This window comes from Stenotrophomonas sp. KH_036_B, assembly GCF_057839485.1.
In genome coordinates this window covers 2,812,337-2,830,412 of sequence record NZ_CM174491.1, presented here as the reverse complement: position 1 = coordinate 2,830,412, position 18,076 = coordinate 2,812,337, and the positions used below count along the sequence as shown (strand labels likewise).

The 18,076-nt window shown below is 66.3% G+C and carries 13 protein-coding genes and 2 tRNA genes; 3 read left to right on the top strand and 12 right to left on the bottom strand.

Annotated elements, in window-relative coordinates; genetic code table 11:
- Positions 1-272 precede the first annotated feature (272 nt).
- The 10 genes from pgaD to AC3ITN_RS12630 all read right to left on the bottom strand — a co-directional run bounded on the left by pgaD (position 273) and on the right by AC3ITN_RS12630 (position 11,220).
- On the bottom strand, positions 273-749 hold the full coding sequence (gene pgaD, locus AC3ITN_RS12675) for a poly-beta-1,6-N-acetyl-D-glucosamine biosynthesis protein PgaD (RefSeq protein WP_489390734.1): 477 nt from the start codon (positions 747-749) through the stop codon (positions 273-275).
- A complete protein-coding gene (gene pgaC / locus AC3ITN_RS12670) occupies positions 746-1,993 on the bottom strand; it encodes a poly-beta-1,6-N-acetyl-D-glucosamine synthase (protein ID WP_489390733.1) in 1,248 nt (415 codons plus the stop codon). Before pgaC ends, pgaD begins: the two co-directional genes overlap by 4 nt.
- A gap of 7 nt (positions 1,994-2,000) precedes the next feature.
- Positions 2,001-3,890: a poly-beta-1,6-N-acetyl-D-glucosamine N-deacetylase PgaB gene (pgaB, locus tag AC3ITN_RS12665; protein ID WP_489390732.1), complete on the bottom strand. Its 1,890-nt coding sequence runs from the start codon at positions 3,888-3,890 to the stop codon at positions 2,001-2,003.
- 10 nt (positions 3,891-3,900) lie between these two features.
- Positions 3,901-5,937, bottom strand: a complete 2,037-nt coding sequence (gene pgaA / locus AC3ITN_RS12660) for a poly-beta-1,6 N-acetyl-D-glucosamine export porin PgaA (protein ID WP_489390731.1) — start codon at positions 5,935-5,937, stop codon at positions 3,901-3,903.
- A 441-nt stretch (positions 5,938-6,378) separates the two neighbouring features.
- On the bottom strand, positions 6,379-7,602 hold the full coding sequence (locus tag AC3ITN_RS12655; RefSeq protein ID WP_489390730.1) for a CynX/NimT family MFS transporter: 1,224 nt from the start codon (positions 7,600-7,602) through the stop codon (positions 6,379-6,381).
- Between the two features lie 226 nt (positions 7,603-7,828).
- Positions 7,829-7,905: transfer RNA gene (locus tag AC3ITN_RS12650), tRNA-Pro, on the bottom strand.
- A gap of 139 nt (positions 7,906-8,044) precedes the next feature.
- Positions 8,045-8,121, bottom strand: a tRNA-Pro gene (locus tag AC3ITN_RS12645).
- 138 nt (positions 8,122-8,259) lie between these two features.
- Positions 8,260-8,379, bottom strand: a complete 120-nt coding sequence (gene cydX / locus AC3ITN_RS12640) for a cytochrome bd-I oxidase subunit CydX (RefSeq protein WP_313345980.1) — start codon at positions 8,377-8,379, stop codon at positions 8,260-8,262.
- 81 nt (positions 8,380-8,460) lie between these two features.
- Positions 8,461-9,615 carry a cytochrome d ubiquinol oxidase subunit II gene (gene cydB / locus AC3ITN_RS12635; protein ID WP_489390729.1) on the bottom strand — a complete coding sequence of 385 codons (1,155 nt, stop codon included), beginning with the start codon at positions 9,613-9,615 and terminating at the stop codon, positions 8,461-8,463.
- 15 nt (positions 9,616-9,630) lie between these two features.
- Entirely contained in the window at positions 9,631-11,220 is a 1,590-nt protein-coding gene (locus AC3ITN_RS12630; RefSeq protein WP_489390728.1) for a cytochrome ubiquinol oxidase subunit I, read from the bottom strand.
- Positions 11,221-11,447: 227 nt separating this feature from the next.
- On the opposite strand from AC3ITN_RS12630, the gene cydD reads away from it, so the two are divergent.
- From cydD to AC3ITN_RS12615, 3 genes are all read left to right on the top strand, one after another.
- Positions 11,448-13,178, top strand: coding sequence for a thiol reductant ABC exporter subunit CydD (gene cydD, locus AC3ITN_RS12625; RefSeq protein WP_489390727.1), 1,731 nt, complete (start codon positions 11,448-11,450; stop codon positions 13,176-13,178).
- Complete coding sequence (gene cydC, locus AC3ITN_RS12620; RefSeq protein WP_489390726.1) at positions 13,175-14,851, top strand: thiol reductant ABC exporter subunit CydC; 1,677 nt, start codon at positions 13,175-13,177, stop codon at positions 14,849-14,851. Before cydD ends, cydC begins: the two co-directional genes overlap by 4 nt.
- Before the next feature lie 267 nt (positions 14,852-15,118).
- On the top strand, positions 15,119-15,445 hold the full coding sequence (locus AC3ITN_RS12615; protein ID WP_489390725.1) for a SymE family type I addiction module toxin: 327 nt from the start codon (positions 15,119-15,121) through the stop codon (positions 15,443-15,445).
- A 112-nt stretch (positions 15,446-15,557) separates the two neighbouring features.
- Here AC3ITN_RS12615 and AC3ITN_RS12610 read toward each other — a convergent pair whose 3' ends face one another.
- Complete coding sequence (locus AC3ITN_RS12610; RefSeq protein WP_489390724.1) at positions 15,558-16,361, bottom strand: hypothetical protein; 804 nt, start codon at positions 16,359-16,361, stop codon at positions 15,558-15,560.
- A gap of 223 nt (positions 16,362-16,584) precedes the next feature.
- Entirely contained in the window at positions 16,585-17,739 is a 1,155-nt protein-coding gene (locus AC3ITN_RS12605; protein WP_489390723.1) for a hypothetical protein, read from the bottom strand.
- Positions 17,740-18,076 lie beyond the last annotated feature (337 nt).

Below are 18,076 nucleotides of genomic sequence, written 5' to 3'. Positions count from 1 at the left end.
CCGATCCCGCGCGGTAGAGCCACGCCCTGCGTGGCTGAGCGCGGTGCAGATTTCGCGGTAGAGCCACGCCCTGCGTGGCTGAGCGCGGTGCAGATTTCGCGGTAGAGCCACGCCCTGCGTGGCTGAGCGGTGCAGATTTCGCGGTAGAGCCACGCCCTGCGTGGCTGAGCGCGGTGCCTGCCGAAGACCAGCCACGCAGGGCGTGGCTCTACCCCCGTCAGGCCCGTTAGCCCCGATCAGCCCGTCAGCCCGTCAGCCCCGATCAGCCCCGATCAGCCCGGCAGGGTCTGCTCGGTCAGGCCGATCGGCCGGGCCTGGTCGTCCATGTGCAGGGTCACCGCCTTGCCACTGGCCAGCTGCGCGGCCAGCGCCGGGCTGGCGCCCAGGTTGCGCGCGATCTCGTCCAGCGACACATCCTCGCGCGGGTTGCGCCGTTCCTTGCCGGCAAACCGCAGCCGGTTGTACTCGGCCCACGCGATCAGCAGCACCGAGCAGCACACCAGCATCACCGGCAGCGCGATCACGATGAACGGGTCCACCCGCTGTTTGTATTCGTACAGCTGCAGCCACGCCAGCTGGCCACCCAGCAGCCAGGACAGCGCCGTCACCAGCGGCGCCCACAGGTAGAAGTAGAACCCCCAGAAGGCGATGGTCACAAACCCCCAGGCGGTGCGCTGCAGGCGGGGCTGCTGGCGCGTCTTGCGGATCAGGCGCGAATCGTAACGGCGGGTCGGCTTTGTGGCGTTCATCGTATGCCCCGGTCAGGACTGACCCAGATCGCCCGCTTGCCACGGCGCTTCATCAGCGTCTTGGGCAGGGCCACCAGGGTCGTGAACAGACTGATGAGCCAGTACGCCATCGGGTACCAGATCACCCAGAAGTAATTACGTCCAATATGCGTTTCGTAACGACGGTCGATGATCAGGCTGCTGGCAAACTGCAGCAGGCACACCAGCGCCAGGATCACGCCATGCCATTGCGGCAGCAGCGTGGCGATGTACAGCTGCGGCGGCAGCGGGATGAACTTGCCCAGCGCCCACAGCACGATGATGGTCAGCATCGTGTACGCCCACACCACGCTCAGGATGTACTCCAGCAGCACGCCCCACATGCGCCGCTTGCGCCAGTCGAACAGCGAGCGGCCGTGCCGCAGCAGCACTTCCACACCGCCCTGGGCCCAGCGCAGGCGCTGCCGCCAGAGTCCCTTGAGGGTCTCGGGCATCAGGATGAAGCACAGCGCATTGGGCTCGTAGCGGATGTCCCAATGGTCCAGCTGCAGGCGCCAGCTGATGTCGATGTCTTCGGTGATCATGTCATCGGCCCAGTAGCCGATGCGGTGCAGCGCCGTGCGGCGGAACCCGGCGATCACCCCGGAAATGGTGAAGATGCGCCCGTACACGCGCTGCGCGCGCTTGATCATGCCGATGATCGACGAGAATTCCGCCACCTGCAGCCGCCCCAGCAGGGTGGAGCGGTTGCGGATGCGCGGGTTGCCGGTCACCGCGCCCACGCGCGGGCCGGAGGTCAGGTGCCACACCATCCAGTGGGTGGCGTGTTCCTCCAGCATCGCATCGCCGTCAATGCAGACCAGGTATTCCGAGCGCGCCGCCAGCGCGCCCATGCGCAATGCATTGGCCTTGCCCAGGTTGCGGTCCAGGTGCACCAAGCGCAGGCGCGGGTGCATGGCCGCCAGGGCATCGAGCCGCGCGCCGGTATCGTCGCGGCTGCCATCGTTGATGGCGATCACCTCGAAGTCCGGGTAGTTCTGCGCCAGTGCAGCCCCGAGCGTATCGTCCAGGTTGTCCGATTCGTTGTGGCAGGGAATCAGGATCGACGCGAACGGGTAGTACGTCATCGGCGGCGGGTCGTCGCGCAGGCGCGCCTTGCGTTCGCGGCGGAAGAAGTAATACAGCCCGCCGGACATCCAGAAGAACGCCATCACCATCGGGTAGAAGAAGGCGAACTGGAACAGCAGATAGAGGAGCGGATGCATGGCGGCCTCACTTTTCCTCGTACGGGAAGGTGCGTGCCGACATCGCTGCGCGCGCATCGTAGGTGGACGGCCGGCCGCCAATGAAGTCGTCCGGGTACCAGGCGAAATGACGCACGCCCTGCGCCTGCAGGCGTCGGATCTGCGCGCGCAGGCGTTCCCCGGAAATCGGCGTCTGCGTGCGCCAGTCCACCGTCTGCAGTTCGAACATCGTCTGCGACAACTGCGGGTCGTGCTCGCGCACGGCCACCACCAGCCGGTCCAGCCACTTCTCCGGATTGCGGCTGCCTTCCATCCACGGCATCGCCATCAACGCGGTGTGGTCGTAGGCCTTGTTGAACAGGTCCAGGCGCTGGGCGAACCAGCTGGCGCTCTGCGGCTGCAGCACCGGCTGCGCGTACAGGTTGCGCACAGTGGCCAGCTTCGGGCGCCAGCGCTGCGCGGCGGTGCGCAGCTCCAGGGTGAAGTCGATCAGCGCCTGGGTACGCGCGCCGTCGTCGCCCTCCTGCGGCAGGTTGGCCAGCTCGGTATCGCGCAGGTAGGCATCGTCATGGAACAGCAGGCCCTCGAAATACGAGTTGATGGCCAGGTCTTCGTAGACGTCGTCGATGATCCGCCGCACCTTCGGTTGGGTGAAGTCGAGCCGGAAAATGCCGTCCTTCTCCGGACTCTCGATCGCCAGCGCCGCGCGGATGGCCGGGTCCTTCAGTTCATAGCCCAGTACCGGCAGCCACGCGTACACCTTCACGCCGGCGCGGGTCTTGAGCTGCCAGGCCACGCGGTTGAACAGGTCCGCGCGCATCGGCAGGTGGCGGTTGGGGAAGTACAGTGCATCGGCCGAACCGTTGCCGTCCGGATCCGCGAACGCCTGCAGGAACACGTGGGTCGGGCCGATCTTCTTGACCCGGTCGATCAGCGCGTCCAGGTTTTTCGCCTGCTGCACCGGGTCGGTGTCGTACACCGCGTCCAGGTCGATCTGCAGGGCGCGCATGCCGTCGCGTTCCACGTCGCGGCGCAGTTCGTAGGCCAGCTGGGTCACCGCCGGGTTGCCGGTCACCAGCAACCGCGCCAACCCGTGCAGGTCGCGCGTGACCGGGGTGCTGCGGCCTTCCAGGTCGAACGACACCGGCATGCCCAGATCTTCGGCGATCCTGTTGCTGAGTGCGTTGTAGGCCGCGTACGGCCACACGATCGCCTTCGGGCTGACCCCCACATTGTCCTGGATGCGCTTCACGCTCAGGCCCAGGTCGGTACGCAGGCGGGCTTCGTACTGTGCGGCGGTTTCGTACTGCTGCGTGGCCGGGTCGTAGGTGCGCGTGATCACCGCCGGGGTCGAGTTGCCCTGCGGGTTGGACTGCACGCCGTGGTGCAGGTTGTCGGTGTGGCTGGCCAGCTCGACCAGGCCGCTGCGCTGCATCTCGCGGATCTGCTCCCAGGTCAGGAAGTCGTCGTGGGTGAAGGGGCGGTAGCCGTAGTCGATCTGGCGGCCGGCCGGCATGTCCACGTAGTCGGTGATCACCGCCACCAGCGCCGGGTAGTTGTAGGCGCGCAGCAGCGGGAACACCTTGGTGTACACGCTGCGCAGGCCGTCATCGAAGGTCAGCAGCACCGGCTTGGTCGGCAGCGGCGTGCCGCCCTGCGAGGCGGTGATCAGCTGCGACAGCGACACCGGGTGGTAGCCATGCGCCGACAGCCAGTCCAGGTGCGCGGCGAAGTTCTGGGTGCTTACCGAATACGCATCCGGGTCGCCCTTGGTCGCCACGTCATCGCGGATGTCGTGGTAGCTGAGCACCAGCAGGCCGTTGTCGGCCGAGTCCAGTACCGGCGGCGCGGCCTGCGCGCTGGCACACACGGCCAGCACGGCCAGCAGCAGCCAGGAGGTGAAGCGCTTCAAGTCCATGTGTCGCATCTCATTGCCCCCAGCGCAGACCGGCGTCGAGGCCGATATGTCGTTCACGTTGTCCGTCGTAGACCGGTCGCGACCAGCTCACGCCGTACTCGAAGATGCGGCCATCGGCCAGCTGCCACTCGTGGCGGTACTCGGCCGAAGGCACCAGCGCGCTGCCGAAGCCCTGCTGCCAGTAGTTGCCCAGCGACACCGTCAGACGGTGGCGGAAGTGACGCTCGTAGTGGCGCCACAGCTGCTGGTCCACGCGCAGCCCGATCTCGACCGAGCGGTCTTCGGACGGGTTGAAATAGGGCACGTCATCGCGGCTGCCACGGCTGGCGTACAGGCTGCCCAGGCCATCCAGCAGCAGGGTGGGGCGGGTCAGCAGCCGCTGTTCGATGCTGGTGCTGAGCGTGTCGCGGCGATTGCCGTCGTCGTAGCGGAACTGGCTGGCACCGGCGCTCCAGTGGGTGAGTTCGTTGCGGCGATAGTCCACCGCGACGGCCACGCTGTCGGCGGTGATGCCCGACACGCGCGCCTGCAGCGAGGCATCGGCGGCGTTGCGCGCGGCGGTGACGCCGGCATGCCAGCGGTCGTTGAACTGCCAGCCGAAGGCGCCGCTCAGGCCGGTGTCGCCGATATCGTCGTTGGCGCGGTTGACGAACAGCTCCGCATCGGCCTGGCCGAAGCGGTAGCGGGTGCCCAACCCAACCCACAGCGGGCGGATGGTCTGGTCCTGGAAATCCACGCTGCGGCGGTCGGCGAAGGTCACCACGCGCCAGCGGTCGTCGATCACCGGTGACTGCAGTTCCACGCCGTAACGCGCATCGTCGTTGCCCAGTGGCGAGGTGCCGCCACCGCCTTCGCTGCGCCCGCCTTCGGCATAGGCATGCAGCTGCCAGCCGCGGTGCGCCTTCCAGCTGCGGTCCATGCGCTGCACCGAGGGCTGGTTGGGGTAGCGCTCCAGCAGCGAATCGTGGATGGGGCGGGCAAGATCGTCGCGCTGCAGTTCCACGTAGGCGTCGTACTGGCCCAGGCGCGCCGAGACGTCGCGCGGGTCCAGCGTGTTGGCCATGCTATAGCGTTCCAGCGCCCGCCGCGGCCAGCCGCGCATCATGTACACGTTGCCCAGCGAGGACTGGGTGCCGCCGTTGGCCGGCGCCAGTTCCACCATCTTCTCCAGGTCGTGCTGGGCGGTGGGCAGCTGGCCGCTGTAGGCGCGGATCATGGACAGGTTGAGGTCGGCTTCGTAACGCGGCCAGTTCGCATACGGTGCGCGCGCGCCCTTGGCCCAGCGCCACGCCGGCTCCTGCGCCTGCCATTGGGTGAGTACGCCGATGGCGGTGTCGGCGCGCTCGCTTTCCAGGTGTGCGTAGGCCAGTTCGGAATGCACTTCGCTGCGGCCGGGGTCGGCCTTGAGCGCGGCTTCCAGCACCGGAATGGCTTCATCGGGGTGCTGGCTGGCCATCAGCGAATCGCCGACGGCGGCCATCAGGTAGTTGGGCACCTCGTGGCCGTCGGCCAGCAGGGCGCGGTATTCGTCGCGCAGCTGCTCATGCCGGCCCAGCCGGTTGAGCAGGATCAGGCGGTCGTAGCGGATCCGCAGCGGCGCGGTCTGCACGGTCAGGCCGTCGCGCTGCAGGTAGCGCTCCATCTGCGCCAGCGCGTCTTCGGCCTCGTCCAGGCGGGTGTCTTCGCTGGCGCCGTAGGCCAGGCTCCAGCCCACCCGCTTGGCCAGGTAGTTGGCCTCGAAGCGCTGTTTCTGGGCGTCGTCGAACAGGTCCGGGCGCGCCTGGTACATCTGCCACGCGCGGTGGGCATTACCGATATCGGACAGGCTGAGCACCTGCAGCCGGTACAGCAGGTCATCGCCAGGCGCATCCACCTGCGCGCGCTCGATCGCGGCGAGGGCGTCGAGCCAGCGGGCCTGGTCGCGGTACTGGCTGATCTCAGCCAGGTGGTCGGCCCGCGACGTTGCCGCAGGGGCGGCCGGAGCGGACAGACTGAGTGTGGCGCATGCCAGGCCGACGCAGAGCGCCAGCGGCCGATGGTTGAACATGGAACCCCCGGGAGCATCCCTTCAAAAGAATCTTGTTGTGCGAGAAATGTGACGCACATCACATGCCAATCGTGCCTTAGTTGGCCTTTGCTGACAAATAATTAACACGCACTTCGGCCTCCGCAGCTGTGGGAACAGACGCGATCAATGCTTCAACGTATTGATTTACAAGACCATCCGGCCGCCGCCACGGCGCTGTTCCCGGGGTCTGTACACCCTGAAACCGTTCATCGGCCCCCGCAGGACGGGATCCCCGGAGGTCTGCCGACCCCAGCCACCCGCACGGCAGGTCAGTTACAGACACGCTACGTCACAAGGTGCGTACAACGCGTGTACATCGAGCCACCCACCACGCCCGGACACGCATGGCGTGTCCCTACGGGTCTGGGCGTAGCGACGTCCCCGCGATGCCCGGCGAAGACACGCCCCAGTGTTGTCAGGTCACCACACGTCTTCCAGCTTCTGCGGCTTGCACGCCACCCACGACGCGCACAGCAGGATCACGGCACACAGCAGCAGGAAGCCGAACGGCAGGTGCCAGCCGCCGCTGACGGCATGCAGCCAGCCGAACAGGAACGGCCCCAGGCAGCTGAAGGCATAGCCCACGCCCTGCATGAAACCGGACAGCGCCGCCGAACCGGCCGGGGTGCGCGTGCGCAGGTTGATGAGGGTCAGCGCCAGCGGGAAGGTCGAGGGGCCAATGCCCAGCAGCACCGCCCACAGCCACGGCGCCTGCATCGGCGCGAACAGCAAGCCGGCAAACGCGATCACGAAGGCGCAGAAGCCCACGATCACCAGCGGGAACGGGTTGCGCAGGCGCACCGCCAGCGCCGGCATGGTCAGCGACGGCAGCAGGCCAAGCCCGGCGAAGATGGCCACCATGATCCCGCCGAAGCGCGGCGTGGCCCCGGCTTCCACCACGATGCGCGGCAGCCAGGTGAACATCGAATAGGTCATCAGCGAGGTCATGCCGAACATCAGTGCCATGCCCCAGGCCAGCGGGGTGCGCCAGACCTTGCCGTGTGGCTGGGCGGTCGGGTCGGCCACGGCCTCCAGCGGGTCCGGGTGCGGGCGGCGGCGGGCCAGTGCGATCCAGGGCAGGGCGGCGGCCACGGCGAAGATCGACCAGATGCCGAGCGAGACGCGCCAGCCGGTCTGTTCGGCCAGCGGCACGGCAAGCAGCGCCGGCACCATCGTGCCGATCTGCAGCACCGTGATGTACAGGGTGCTGACCGTGCCCACGCGGTTGGCGAAATAACGCTTCACCAGCGGCGGAACCACCACGTTGCCGATACCCATGCCGGCCAACGCTACGATCGAGCCGAACAGCAGGCTGCCCACGCCGCCGGCCATCGAGCGCAGCAGCAGGCCGGCCGACGCCAGGGCCATGGCCAGCAGGGCGGTGCGTTCCAGCCCGATACGGCGGGCCACCATCGGCGTGGTAACCCCGAACAGTGCGAACGAGGCGGTCGGCAGCATGCCGAACACGCCGGTCATGGTGGTGCCGAACCCGAAGGTCTGGCCCAGCTGGTCCAGCAGCGGAGTCACCGAGGTGACGGCCGTACGCAGGTTCAGCGCGGCCAGCAGGATGGCGGAAAACGCCAGCACGCGTCCGCGCAGCAGGGCGGTGGAACGGGGGCTGGAATCAGAAGCGCTGGAGGACATGGGGACATCTCGAAAACGAAGCAGGGGGTAGTGCCGGCCGCTGGCCGGCTCCACGTGATGCAGGGTAGTGCCGGCCGCTGGCCGGCTCCTGGCGATGCCGGCAGCACGAGGAGCCGGCCAGCGGCCGGCACTACGTGTCGCCTGCCGTGTCGGGCCAGGCGGCATGGCCAAATACAAAAAAGCCCGGAGGACATTCGTCTTCCAGGCTTCAATGTGACCACTTGTATGGTCGGGGAGACAGGATTCGAACCTGCGACCTCTACGTCCCGAACGTAGCGCTCTACCAGACTGAGCTACACCCCGTAAGGAGCCGCCTATTGTATCGATCCCTCCCTTCGGCGGCAAGGGGGACCGTGTTGTTCACCTTCGGGTGCCGTGTTGCCACGGCGTTGACAAAAAAGCCTGGAAATCGCGTTTCCAGGCTTCAATGCGACCACCTGAGTGGTCGGGGAGACAGGATTCGAACCTGCGACCTCTACGTCCCGAACGTAGCGCTCTACCAGACTGAGCTACACCCCGAAGGAGCCGACAAGGATACGGTGTGAAGGTGGTATCGGCAACCCTTTTTTACGATTGGAGCAGCCGATTGACAGGGGAGCAGCCGACTAACAGTCGGCTCTACCCGTCGGCTCTACCCGTCGGCTCTACCCGTCGGGTCTACCGAGGCGGAACGTCGTCTGGGACGTTTCCCGCCTCGCGCGCTTCGAACCACATGCCGTTGAGGATGGCGGCGGCCGAGGCCAGTCCGGTGCCGAGGATCCAGGCGAAATACCACATGACGCGTCTCCTTATATGTGTACCGACCAACGGTCGGTACCTACCAAGATGTGTGTACCGACCGTTGGTCGGTACGGTGAATCAATAGGCGTTCGGGTTGTCAGCCATGTCTTCGGCCGTGGTCTTGCCGCGCATCACGCGGTACACCCAGCTCGTGTACGCCAGGATGATCGGCAGGAAGATCACCGTGGCGACCAGCATGATGAACAGCGTGAGCTGGCTCGACGAGGCGTCCCACACGGTCAGGCTGCCGCTGGGCTGGCTGGAGGAGGGCAGCAGGAACGGGAAGATCGCAAAGCCTACCGTCAGGATGATGCCGGCGATCGACGCCCCTGACGCCAGGAACGCGGCCAACCCCCGGCGAGCGCGCAGCAGCACCGCACTGGCCAGTGCACCGCCCAGGCCCAGCAGCGGGAACACCAGCGTGAGCGGCATGCTGCTGTAGTTGCGCAGCCAGCCACCGGCCACCGCGCCAATTTCGGCGGTCTTCAGCAGCGGGTTGGTCGGGCCGTCGGTCACCACCTGCGAGGTGATCTGGTACCCCGGCAGGCCGAAGGCCACCCAGGCACCACCCACCGCGAACAGCACCAGGCTGAGCAGCGCAGCCACGCTGCCATAGCGGGCCGCGCGATCGGCAACCGCACCGTCGGTCTTGAGCACCAGCATGGCCGCGCCGTGCGACACCATCATCGACACACCCACCAGGCCGGCCAGCAGCGCGAACGGGGTGAGCAGGCCGAAGAACGAACCGGTGTAGAAGATGCGCATGCTGTCATCGAAGTGGTACGGCACGCCCAGCAGCACGTTGCCCACCGCCACGCTGGAAATCAGCGCCGGCAGCAGCCCGCCGACGAACAATACCCAGTCCCACGTGGTGCGCCAGCGCTTGCTCGGCATCTTGCTGCGGTACTTGAAGCCCACCGGGCGCAGGATCAGGCCGAACAGCATGGCGAAGATCGCCAGATAAAAGCCCGAGAAGCTCACCGCATACAGCGGCGGCCAGGCGGCGAAGATCGCACCGCCACCCAGCACCAGCCACACCTGGTTGCCTTCCCACACCGGGCCCACGGTGTTGATCACCGTGCGGCGTTCGTCATCGGTTTTTGCCACGAACGGGAGCAGCACGCCCACGCCCAGGTCGAAGCCGTCCATCACTGCCCAGCCCACCAGCAGGATGCCCAGCAGCAGCCACCAGATCAGGCGCAGCGTGGTGTAATCGAGTCCAAGAATTTCCATCGGGGTTCTCCTGCCTTATGCCTGACCGGGAGCCGGTACGGCGGCATTGTGGGGAAGCGGGGTGCGCGAGGGCTGCAGCGACGGAAGGATGTCGGCCGGACCCGTGCGGATCGCCTTGAGCATCAGCTTGACCTCGATCACCAGCAGCACCGTATAGGTGGCCGTGAACACCGCCAGCGTGGTCAGGATTTCATGCAGGGCCAGGCCCGATGCTGCGTAGAAGGTGGGCAGCACGCCATCCACCGCCCACGGCTGGCGGCCGTACTCGGCCACGAACCAGCCGCATTCGATCGCAATCCACGGCGCCGGCATCGACCACACCGCCAACCGCAGGAACCAGCGCTTCTCATGGAAGTTGTTGCGGCAGGAGAAGTAGAAGGCCACCGCGAAGAAGGCGATCAGGTAGAAGCCCAGCCCGGCCATGATGCGGAAGGTCCAGAACAGCGGCGCCACGCGCGGCACCGTATCCATCGCGGCCTTGGAAATTTCTTCCGGCGTGGCGTTGAGGATGTCGTCGCGGTAGCGCTTCAGCAGCAGGCCGTGGCCCAGGTCCTGCCAATGGCGGTCGAACATCTCGCGCGCTTCAACATCGTTCTTGTCCTTGCGCACGCGCTCCAGCGCACCGTAGGCCAGCTGCCCGCCCTTGATGCGGTGTTCGGCGCGGTCCACCAGTTCCAGGATGCCCGGAATCGGCTGGTCCAGCGAACGGGTGGCGATCAGGCCCATCAGGTACGGGATCCTGATCGCGAAGTCGTTGGTCTGGGTCTGCTGGTTGGGAATGCCGAAGGCGGTGAAGTCGGCCGGGGCACGCTCGGTTTCCCACATCGCCTCGATCGCGGCCAGCTTCATCTTCTGGTGTTCGCTGGCGGCATAGCCGCTCTCATCGCCCAGCACCACCACCGACAACGACGACAGCAGCCCGAACGCCGCCGCCACCGCGAACGAGCGGCGTGCCATGTCCTTGTGCTTGTCGCGCAGCAGGTAGAACGCGCTGATGCCCATCACGAAGATCGCGCCGGTCACATAGCCCGCGCTGACCGTGTGCACGAACTTGGCCTGCGCCACCGGGTTGAACAGCACCGCGGCGAAGTCCACCACTTCCATGCGCATCGTTTCGGGGTTGAACACCGCACCGGTCGGGTTCTGCATCCAGCCGTTGGCGATCAGGATCCACACCGCCGACAGGTTGGTGCCCAGCGCCATGAACCAGGTCACCGCCAGGTGCTTGACCGGGCTCAGCCGCTTCCAGCCGAAGAAGAACAGGCCGATCAGCGTGGCTTCCAGGAAGAACGCCATCAGCCCTTCGATGGCCAGCGGCGCACCGAAGATATCGCCCACGTAGTGGCTGTAGTACGACCAGTTCATGCCGAACTGGAACTCCATCACCAGGCCGGTGGCCACGCCGATGGCGAAGTTGATGCCGAACAGCGTGCCCCAGAACAGGGTCATCTGGCGCCAGACCGGCTTGCGGGTCATGACGTACACGCTTTCCATGATGGCCACCAGGAACGAGAGGCCAAGCGTGAGGGGGACGAAAAGGAAGTGGTACATCGCGGTCAAAGCGAATTGCAGCCGCGACAGTTCTACGACTGTCGAATCGATCATGGCCTGGCTACCTCGTTGGGGGTTTTGCCGTTTCAGGTGGCGGGAAGGGGGTCTACGGGGTGAATTCTGTGACCGGCAACTTCAAACAGCCTTGATTGAGATCAATGTCTTAACGGAATCCCAGGGTGATCGTAGGCATCCTTGTCCTGCGACCGCGCGCCGCACCGGAAGGATGGCCGGCGCCCATTACAATGGTCGGCACCTCCCTGTGGCGCCAGTGAACCGCTTTGAGCATACCCCCCGACGCGTCCGCCATCGAGACCTCCGCCCTGCGCCGCCAGCGCCTCAGCTGGCTGAATGGGCTTGCCACCGCCGCGCGGGGGCGCCAGAGGATGGCGGCGTTGTGCATCTGCGCGTCCGGAGGGCTGTTGATCGGGCAGGCGGCGGCCATCGCCTGGCTGATCCAGACCGTATTGGTCGAGCACCGCCCGCTGGCCGATGCCACCCCGGCGCTGCTGGGGCTGCTGCTGGTGCTGGGCGTGCGCGCCCTGCTGGGCAGTGCCACCCAGGCGGCGGCGGGCGATGTGGCCGACACCGCGCGGTTGACCCTGCGCGAGCGTGTCTATCGTGGCCTGCTCGGGCGTGGCCCCTTGTGGTTGCGCCAGCAGCGCAGCGGTGAGCTGGGCGAACTGATGCTGGCCCACGCCGATGCGGTGGAAAGTTACTACGCCGGCTACCAGCCAGTGCGGGTGGAAGTGGTGGTGGTGCCGCTGCTGATCCTGCTGGCGGTGGCGTGGGTGGACTGGGTGGTGGCGCTGATCCTGCTGTTCACCGCACCGCTGGTGCCGTTCTTCATGATGCTGGTGGGCTGGGGTGCCGAAGCCGCCGGCCGCGCGCAGCTGGGCGAGCTGGCCCGCATGAGCGGCCACTTCGCCGACCGCATCAAGGGCCTGGGCCTGCTGCGCCTGTACGGCCGTGGCGAGGCAGAGCTGGAAGGCGTGGCCGCCGCGGCCGAGGGCGTGCGCGAGCGCACCATGAAAGTGCTGCGCATCGCCTTCCTGTCCTCCACCGTGCTGGAATTCTTCGCCTCGGTCAGCGTGGCCATGGTGGCGCTGTACCTGGGCTTGAGTTACCTCGGCCTGATGTCGCTGCACGCACAGGTGCCCACGCTGGGTGCGGGTATGTTCTGCCTGCTGCTGGCGCCGGAGTTCTACGCGCCGCTGCGGCGGCTGGCCGCGCATTACCACGACCGCGCCAATGCACTGGGCGCCGCTGCAGAGGTCGAGCGGCTGCTCGGCGAGCTGCCGGCTGCGGCCGACAACGATGCCGCCGCCGCGCCGCCGCCACGCGCGCCGGAACTGCTGGAAGCGCACGCGCCGCCGGTGGTGGTGCGTGACCTGGTGCTGCGCCCGCTGGGTGCGTCACACGATGTGGTGCAGCAGCTCTCGTTCCAGATCGACGCGGGCCAACGGCTCGCGCTGGTGGGGCCCAGCGGCAGCGGCAAGAGCACGCTGCTGGAAGCGTTGGCCGGCTGGTTGCCGCCGCGCTCGGGCAGCATCGTGCTGCGCCCAGGGCTGGAAGTGGGCTACGCGGGGCAGCGCCCGTATCTGTTCCACGGCACCATTGCCGACAACCTGCGCCTGGCCGATCCCGGTGCCAGCGACGCGCGCCTGCGCGCCGTGGCCGAGGCCGCGCAGGTGATGCGCTTTGCCGGGCACCTGCCGCAGGGGCTGGACACCGTGATCGGCGAGCGGGGGTTTGGTCTTTCCGGCGGCGAGGCGCGCCGCATCGGCTTGGCGCGGTTGCTGCTGCGCGACCCGCAGGTGCTGCTGCTCGATGAGCCCACCGCCTTCCTCGACGCGGACACCGAGGCGGCCTTGCTGCAGACCCTCGCCGCGTTCGCACGCGACCGCGCGGTGGTCATCGCCACCCACAGCGAGACGGCCATGCGCTGGGCCGATACGCGCCTGACGCTCAGCGCCAGTGGACATGCACAGCCTGCAGGAGAGCCCGCATGAGCCTGCCGCGCGAAGACAGCCTGCGCAGTGTGTTTACCCGCCACCGCGGCCGCCTGCTGCTCACCGTGCTGCTGCTGTGGACCACGATGTTGGCCGGCACCGCATTGCTGGGCCTGTCCGGCGGCTTCCTCACCGCCGCCGCGCTGGCCGGCGCGGCCGGGCTGGGCAGTGGCTTCAATTTCTTCTCGCCGTCGGCCGGCATCCGTGGCCTGACCATGGCGCGGATCGTGTCGCGTTACTTCGAAAAGCTGGTCGGCCACGACGTCACCCTGCGCATCGCCCGCGACCTGCGCGTGTGGTTCTTCCGCCGCGCGCTGCCGCTGGCCCCGGCGCGGTTGGCCGGCATCCGCACCGGCGAACTGCTGGCACGGTTGATGTCGGACATCGGCGAAGTGGACGGGCTGCTGGTGCGTGCCATCGGCCCGTTGCTGGCACTGGCCGGCATCTCGCTGGTGGCGGTGGGGTCGGCGGCGCTGATCCATCCGCCGGCGGCGCTGCTGCTGGCAGTGTTGGCGCTGCTGATCGGGCTGGGGGTGCCGTGGCTTACCGTACGCGGTGCCGGCGGCCAGGAGCGCGACCGCGCGCTGCATCGCGGCCAACTGCGCACGCAGGCGTTTGAAGGGCTGGAGGGCGCGGCCGATCTCACTGCACTGCAGGCGCGCGAACACTGGAACCTGCGCGTGCTGGTGGCGGCCAAGCAGCTGCGCTCACGCGACCGGCGCCGTCGCTGGCGGCTGGTGGCCGGCAACGCGCTGCATGGGTTGTGCGCGGCGGCCGGGCTGGTCGCCATGCTGTGGGTGGCGCTGCATGGGTTCGAGCGCGGTGCCATCGATGCCGCACAGGCGGCGGCGCTGGTGTTCCTCACCGTGGCGTTGCTGGAACTGTGGGCCGGCATTGGTCTGGCATGGCAGTCGTGGTTGTCGGGGCGCGTCGCGGCCGGGCGACTGGAAGCCATCGTTGACCAACCGGCGGGCGTGCAGGAAACCAGCGCGCCGGTGGCATTACCCGCTCAGGCCGCAACGATGCGGTTGGAGCAGGTCGGCTTTCGTTGGCCGGGGCAGGCACGCGCGCTGCTGGATGGCGTAGCGCTGACGCTTGAACCCGGCGACCGCATCGCCATCCGGGGCGACAGCGGCAGTGGCAAGACCACGCTGTCATCGCTGCTGCTGCGGCTGTGGGACCCGGACAGTGGCCGCCTGCTGTACGGCGGGCAGGACATCCGCAGCCTGGCGCAGGCGGACTGGCACCGGCAGATCGCCTGGTTGCCGCAACATGCGCCGGTATTCGCCGGCAGCGTTGCCGACAACCTGCGGCTGGGTGATCCGCAGGCCAGTGACGAAACGCTGTGGCAGGTGCTGGCCGACGTGCGCCTGCGCGAGTGGGCCGAACGCATGGGTGGGCTGCAGGCGTGGGTGGGCGAGAACGGCGCCACGATGTCGGCCGGGCAGGTGCGAAGGCTGGCGTTGGCGCGCGCGCTGTTGCGTGGCGCCCCCCTTCTGTTGCTGGATGAGCCAACAGAAGGGCTGGACGTGGACACCGCGCATGCGTTGCTGCATGACATGGTGGCTGCGCTGGGGGGGCGCAGCCTGGTGATGATTACCCATGATCAGCTGCCTGAAGGCATCGTGCATCGCAGCTACAGGCTGCATGACGGCAGCTTGCAACCGGCGTGACCGATTACGACACCATCGTAGGCAACGCTAACTAATCCGTGGCAATCAACTGAGACAAACGATTTCCATCGCTCGCTGATATCTCGCAAGGTATCCATCGGAGCCTGAGAATTCCGACAGAGATACACTGCGTTGCACGTCCTGCGTCGGGAGGGTGGTGAAATACAACACCCTTGTGGAAATACGCCGCGCCCGGATCTCTGTTCGGTTCTCAGCCTCCCGACTCCCTCTCCATCCGGCGAGGGAGACTTCCATCGGAGGTCTACCATGCACAGCAACCGCCCTGAAGCGCCATCGTCTGAACCCCGCAAACAAGCACTGAATCGCTATCCGCCCAACAGCCTGCGCGTCGATACTCTGTATTACCCTGGCTATCCAGCCGAGCCCGGCGACATATCCGTTCCGTGCCTAAAGCTACGCGGCCTCTGGATGCAGGCGGCCGGCTTCGAGATCGGCGCGCGCATCATGCTGGACGTGAAGCCCGGTGCAATCCTGCTCACCGTAGATGCAAAGCCCGCGTCGGCGATGCCGAAGATCAGGAAGATGGGCCGTCTGCAGTTGGCGCGCCTACAGCAGGCGCAGCAGACCCCATAGTTCCGGGCCTTTTTCGTGGCCGGCGAATCGTCGTGATCACCTGCGCGAACAGTCTGTGGCGCGACTATCGATGTCCGCTTCTGGCCGGAAGCGGACATCCGCGCAGGCAACGTCAATTGCGCAACGGCAGCCACAGGCTCTCGGGCTCAAGAGTGTCCACGAGGTACATTCCCGCCAACCTGCTGTCTTTGGTGCACGGCCAGACACGGTCCCGCCCCTCTTCGTGCCAGTACATGCCGCTGCCACCGCCACCATAATGGCGACGCTTGCTGCCCTCCATGAACGTAGCAGTGCTCCGACCTGCAATGGCCGAAATCAGCATCGGCGCGTTGCAGGCACGTGCCCATGCCCGAAGCGGCTCGGTCCAATACGGTGTGCGCAAATCAGTGCCAAACGTGGAGACGATGATCGGGCACGAAGGACCGGCACCCAATGAGGCAGCCTCTCCCGGCATCTGCGCTGCACGGCCATCAGGTTCATTCCACGGGACGCAGACGTCTGCACAGATAAGTGGAATGACCTGATGCCCATTCCAGCTCCACCGCAGCAGGGCTGTGCCAGGCTTGAAGGGCTCGTCCAACCAGGGAATGCGCTTGAAGTAAGGTGCGTGCACCTTCCCGTCATGGACAAAGAAACTGGCGTTTCGCTGGTCGCCTCCCTCCATGATGTATCCGCCAACGATGAAGGCCAGCGACGGAGGCGGGATTTTCCGCAGTCCGGATATGGCCTCGTCGAGCGACGGCGCGGCGGCTGCCTCATTTCCAGCTATGAACGGGAATCCCTCAGGGAACACAGCCAGATCGGCGTCATAGTCTTCTGCCCTGCTGAGTAACTGCGATATGCGATCGGTGGGCACGCCGGTGCTCGCACAGGCCTCAACCTCGTGCGCATCGAGCTGGAACAAAGCGATCTTCATTGCTTTCCAAGGTGGCAGAAAGCTTAAAGTTGATGCTTTATAAGCGACTGCGTCAACTCTCGCTCAAGTACGCCGATTCCTGAAAAGCCGCTCGCCTGAGGTGACCAAACGCGATCTGTTGGCAGAGCTTTGAGCCTTTGACCTCCCCGGCGCTCATGCCGCGCACAATTACGCGAGAAAACGGACGGGCGCCTGGGAGCGCCCCGCCCTCGACCGGACTTGATCAGGTCAGTTTGTAGCGACCTTCGATTATGGCGAACAGCTGAGCAGCCTCCTCTGTTGCGCGCGTGTTCTCCTCGGCCGCGAGTGGCGCCAGTTCGATTCCGTCGTCGCCCCCAACGTACGCTGGTCCGCCGACGTCATCGTCATAGGCGCTACCGTCCTCGTTGATCGCTACATGTCGGTCTTGGCTCAGATCACGACCCAGAAGGCGCGAGAGGTGCATCCAGACCCAAGCGCGGAAGAGTGTCTCACCGCGGTCATCAATGAGCGCACGCATGGCGTATACATCACCCTCTTCTGCGAGCACGGTCAGCCATTGGTAGGCCAGCTCGGGTCGGCCATGCGCATCGGCCAGGTCAGCCATCTCGTACGGATCCATATCATCCGACGGCTCAAGGTCGAGTACACTAGGATCACTGTAGCTCTCAGCCGTAAGCAGCATTGCGCGCCTATCCCCACCTCGTGCCGCTGCAAGGAGGTGGTACCGATGTTTGGCCACCACCCGAACGAACCTGTCGGTGCCTGCGGCGATCTCCGCGAAGCCTACGGGCTCGGCCGACCACTGACCACGCCGGCGCAGTTCCTGGCCAAAGCGGCGATCATCCTCGTGTGACAGACCCGCATGCGGCTCGATCAGGTAGGCGATCGCAAGGTGCGCAGAGGCTACGCCCCGAGCTGCGGCCGCCTCCAACCCTTCGAGCAGCAAGGGGAACTCGCCGAGCATTGCATCGAACCCTTGCTGCATACGCCCCACAAGGTCGGTCGACACCCAGTCGGCAGCGACGGCGGGTCCCGGTTCCTCAGCTTCCTCCCAATCGTCTTCATCGCTTGCGAACGCGGCAATCAGATCCTCCAAGCGCACCGGGGCGTAGCCGGATGCGCCGATGAAGCTGACCAAGAGTTGGGCTGAGCGCTCAGCCTCATCCGGCGACATCCCAAAGTGGAGACACCTCTGGATGACCCCGTACTCATCCGGCGTAAGGCCTGTATCGCGCCATGCCACATCGCACCACACGGCTTGATGATGGAACGCGGCATGGGTGGAAAATCCTGCAGCGGCCGCCAGCAATTCATGGATCTGGCTGCGGGTAAGTGACGCGGAGCCCTGCGCACGAAGGTGCGCATGGGCAAGAAACGCATGTTGCTTGACGGTCATGACTGATCCTCGATGGCCAAGCCGATCCGGGTCAGGCGCACACGTTTAAGTCCCCGGCAGCTGGCCAGAAGAAGAGTCAAACAGGCAGTACGGCCTGTTTTTGCTCGTGTGCAAGCAAGGCGGGCGCCGCGGCTAGTGTATGCGCTCTGCTGCCCTGATTCCAAGGGTGCGCTGAATCTCCATCGCGGGTTCCCTGAGACTCGTCCCCGCTGTAGGTGACTCGAGCAAATCCGGCCGACGAAGCCCGATTCTGAAGCGAAGGGGGGGCGCATGAGTCAACTGCAGATCTCAGCTGGAGCCGACCTACCCATGGTGCAATGCGGCTGGGTCGCCGCTG

Excerpts from the sequence above, each read along its gene's own strand:
- AC3ITN_RS12605 (WP_489390723.1), bottom strand. The coding sequence starts at position 17,739 with ATGACCGTCAAGCAACATGCGTTTCTTGCCCATGCGCACCTTCGTGCG.
- AC3ITN_RS12630 (WP_489390728.1), bottom strand. The coding sequence starts at position 11,220 with ATGATCGATTCGACAGTCGTAGAACTGTCGCGGCTGCAATTCGCTTTG.
- cydC (WP_489390726.1), top strand. The coding sequence starts at position 13,175 with ATGAGCCTGCCGCGCGAAGACAGCCTGCGCAGTGTGTTTACCCGCCAC.
- AC3ITN_RS12655 (WP_489390730.1), bottom strand. The coding sequence starts at position 7,602 with ATGTCCTCCAGCGCTTCTGATTCCAGCCCCCGTTCCACCGCCCTGCTG.
- AC3ITN_RS12610 (WP_489390724.1), bottom strand. The coding sequence starts at position 16,361 with ATGAAGATCGCTTTGTTCCAGCTCGATGCGCACGAGGTTGAGGCCTGT.
- pgaD (WP_489390734.1), bottom strand. The coding sequence starts at position 749 with ATGAACGCCACAAAGCCGACCCGCCGTTACGATTCGCGCCTGATCCGC.
- pgaB (WP_489390732.1), bottom strand. The coding sequence starts at position 3,890 with ATGGACTTGAAGCGCTTCACCTCCTGGCTGCTGCTGGCCGTGCTGGCC.
- cydB (WP_489390729.1), bottom strand. The coding sequence starts at position 9,615 with ATGGAAATTCTTGGACTCGATTACACCACGCTGCGCCTGATCTGGTGG.
- cydX (WP_313345980.1), bottom strand. The coding sequence starts at position 8,379 with ATGTGGTATTTCGCCTGGATCCTCGGCACCGGACTGGCCTCGGCCGCC.
- pgaA (WP_489390731.1), bottom strand. The coding sequence starts at position 5,937 with ATGTTCAACCATCGGCCGCTGGCGCTCTGCGTCGGCCTGGCATGCGCC.
- pgaC (WP_489390733.1), bottom strand. The coding sequence starts at position 1,993 with ATGCATCCGCTCCTCTATCTGCTGTTCCAGTTCGCCTTCTTCTACCCG.
- AC3ITN_RS12615 (WP_489390725.1), top strand. The coding sequence starts at position 15,119 with ATGCACAGCAACCGCCCTGAAGCGCCATCGTCTGAACCCCGCAAACAA.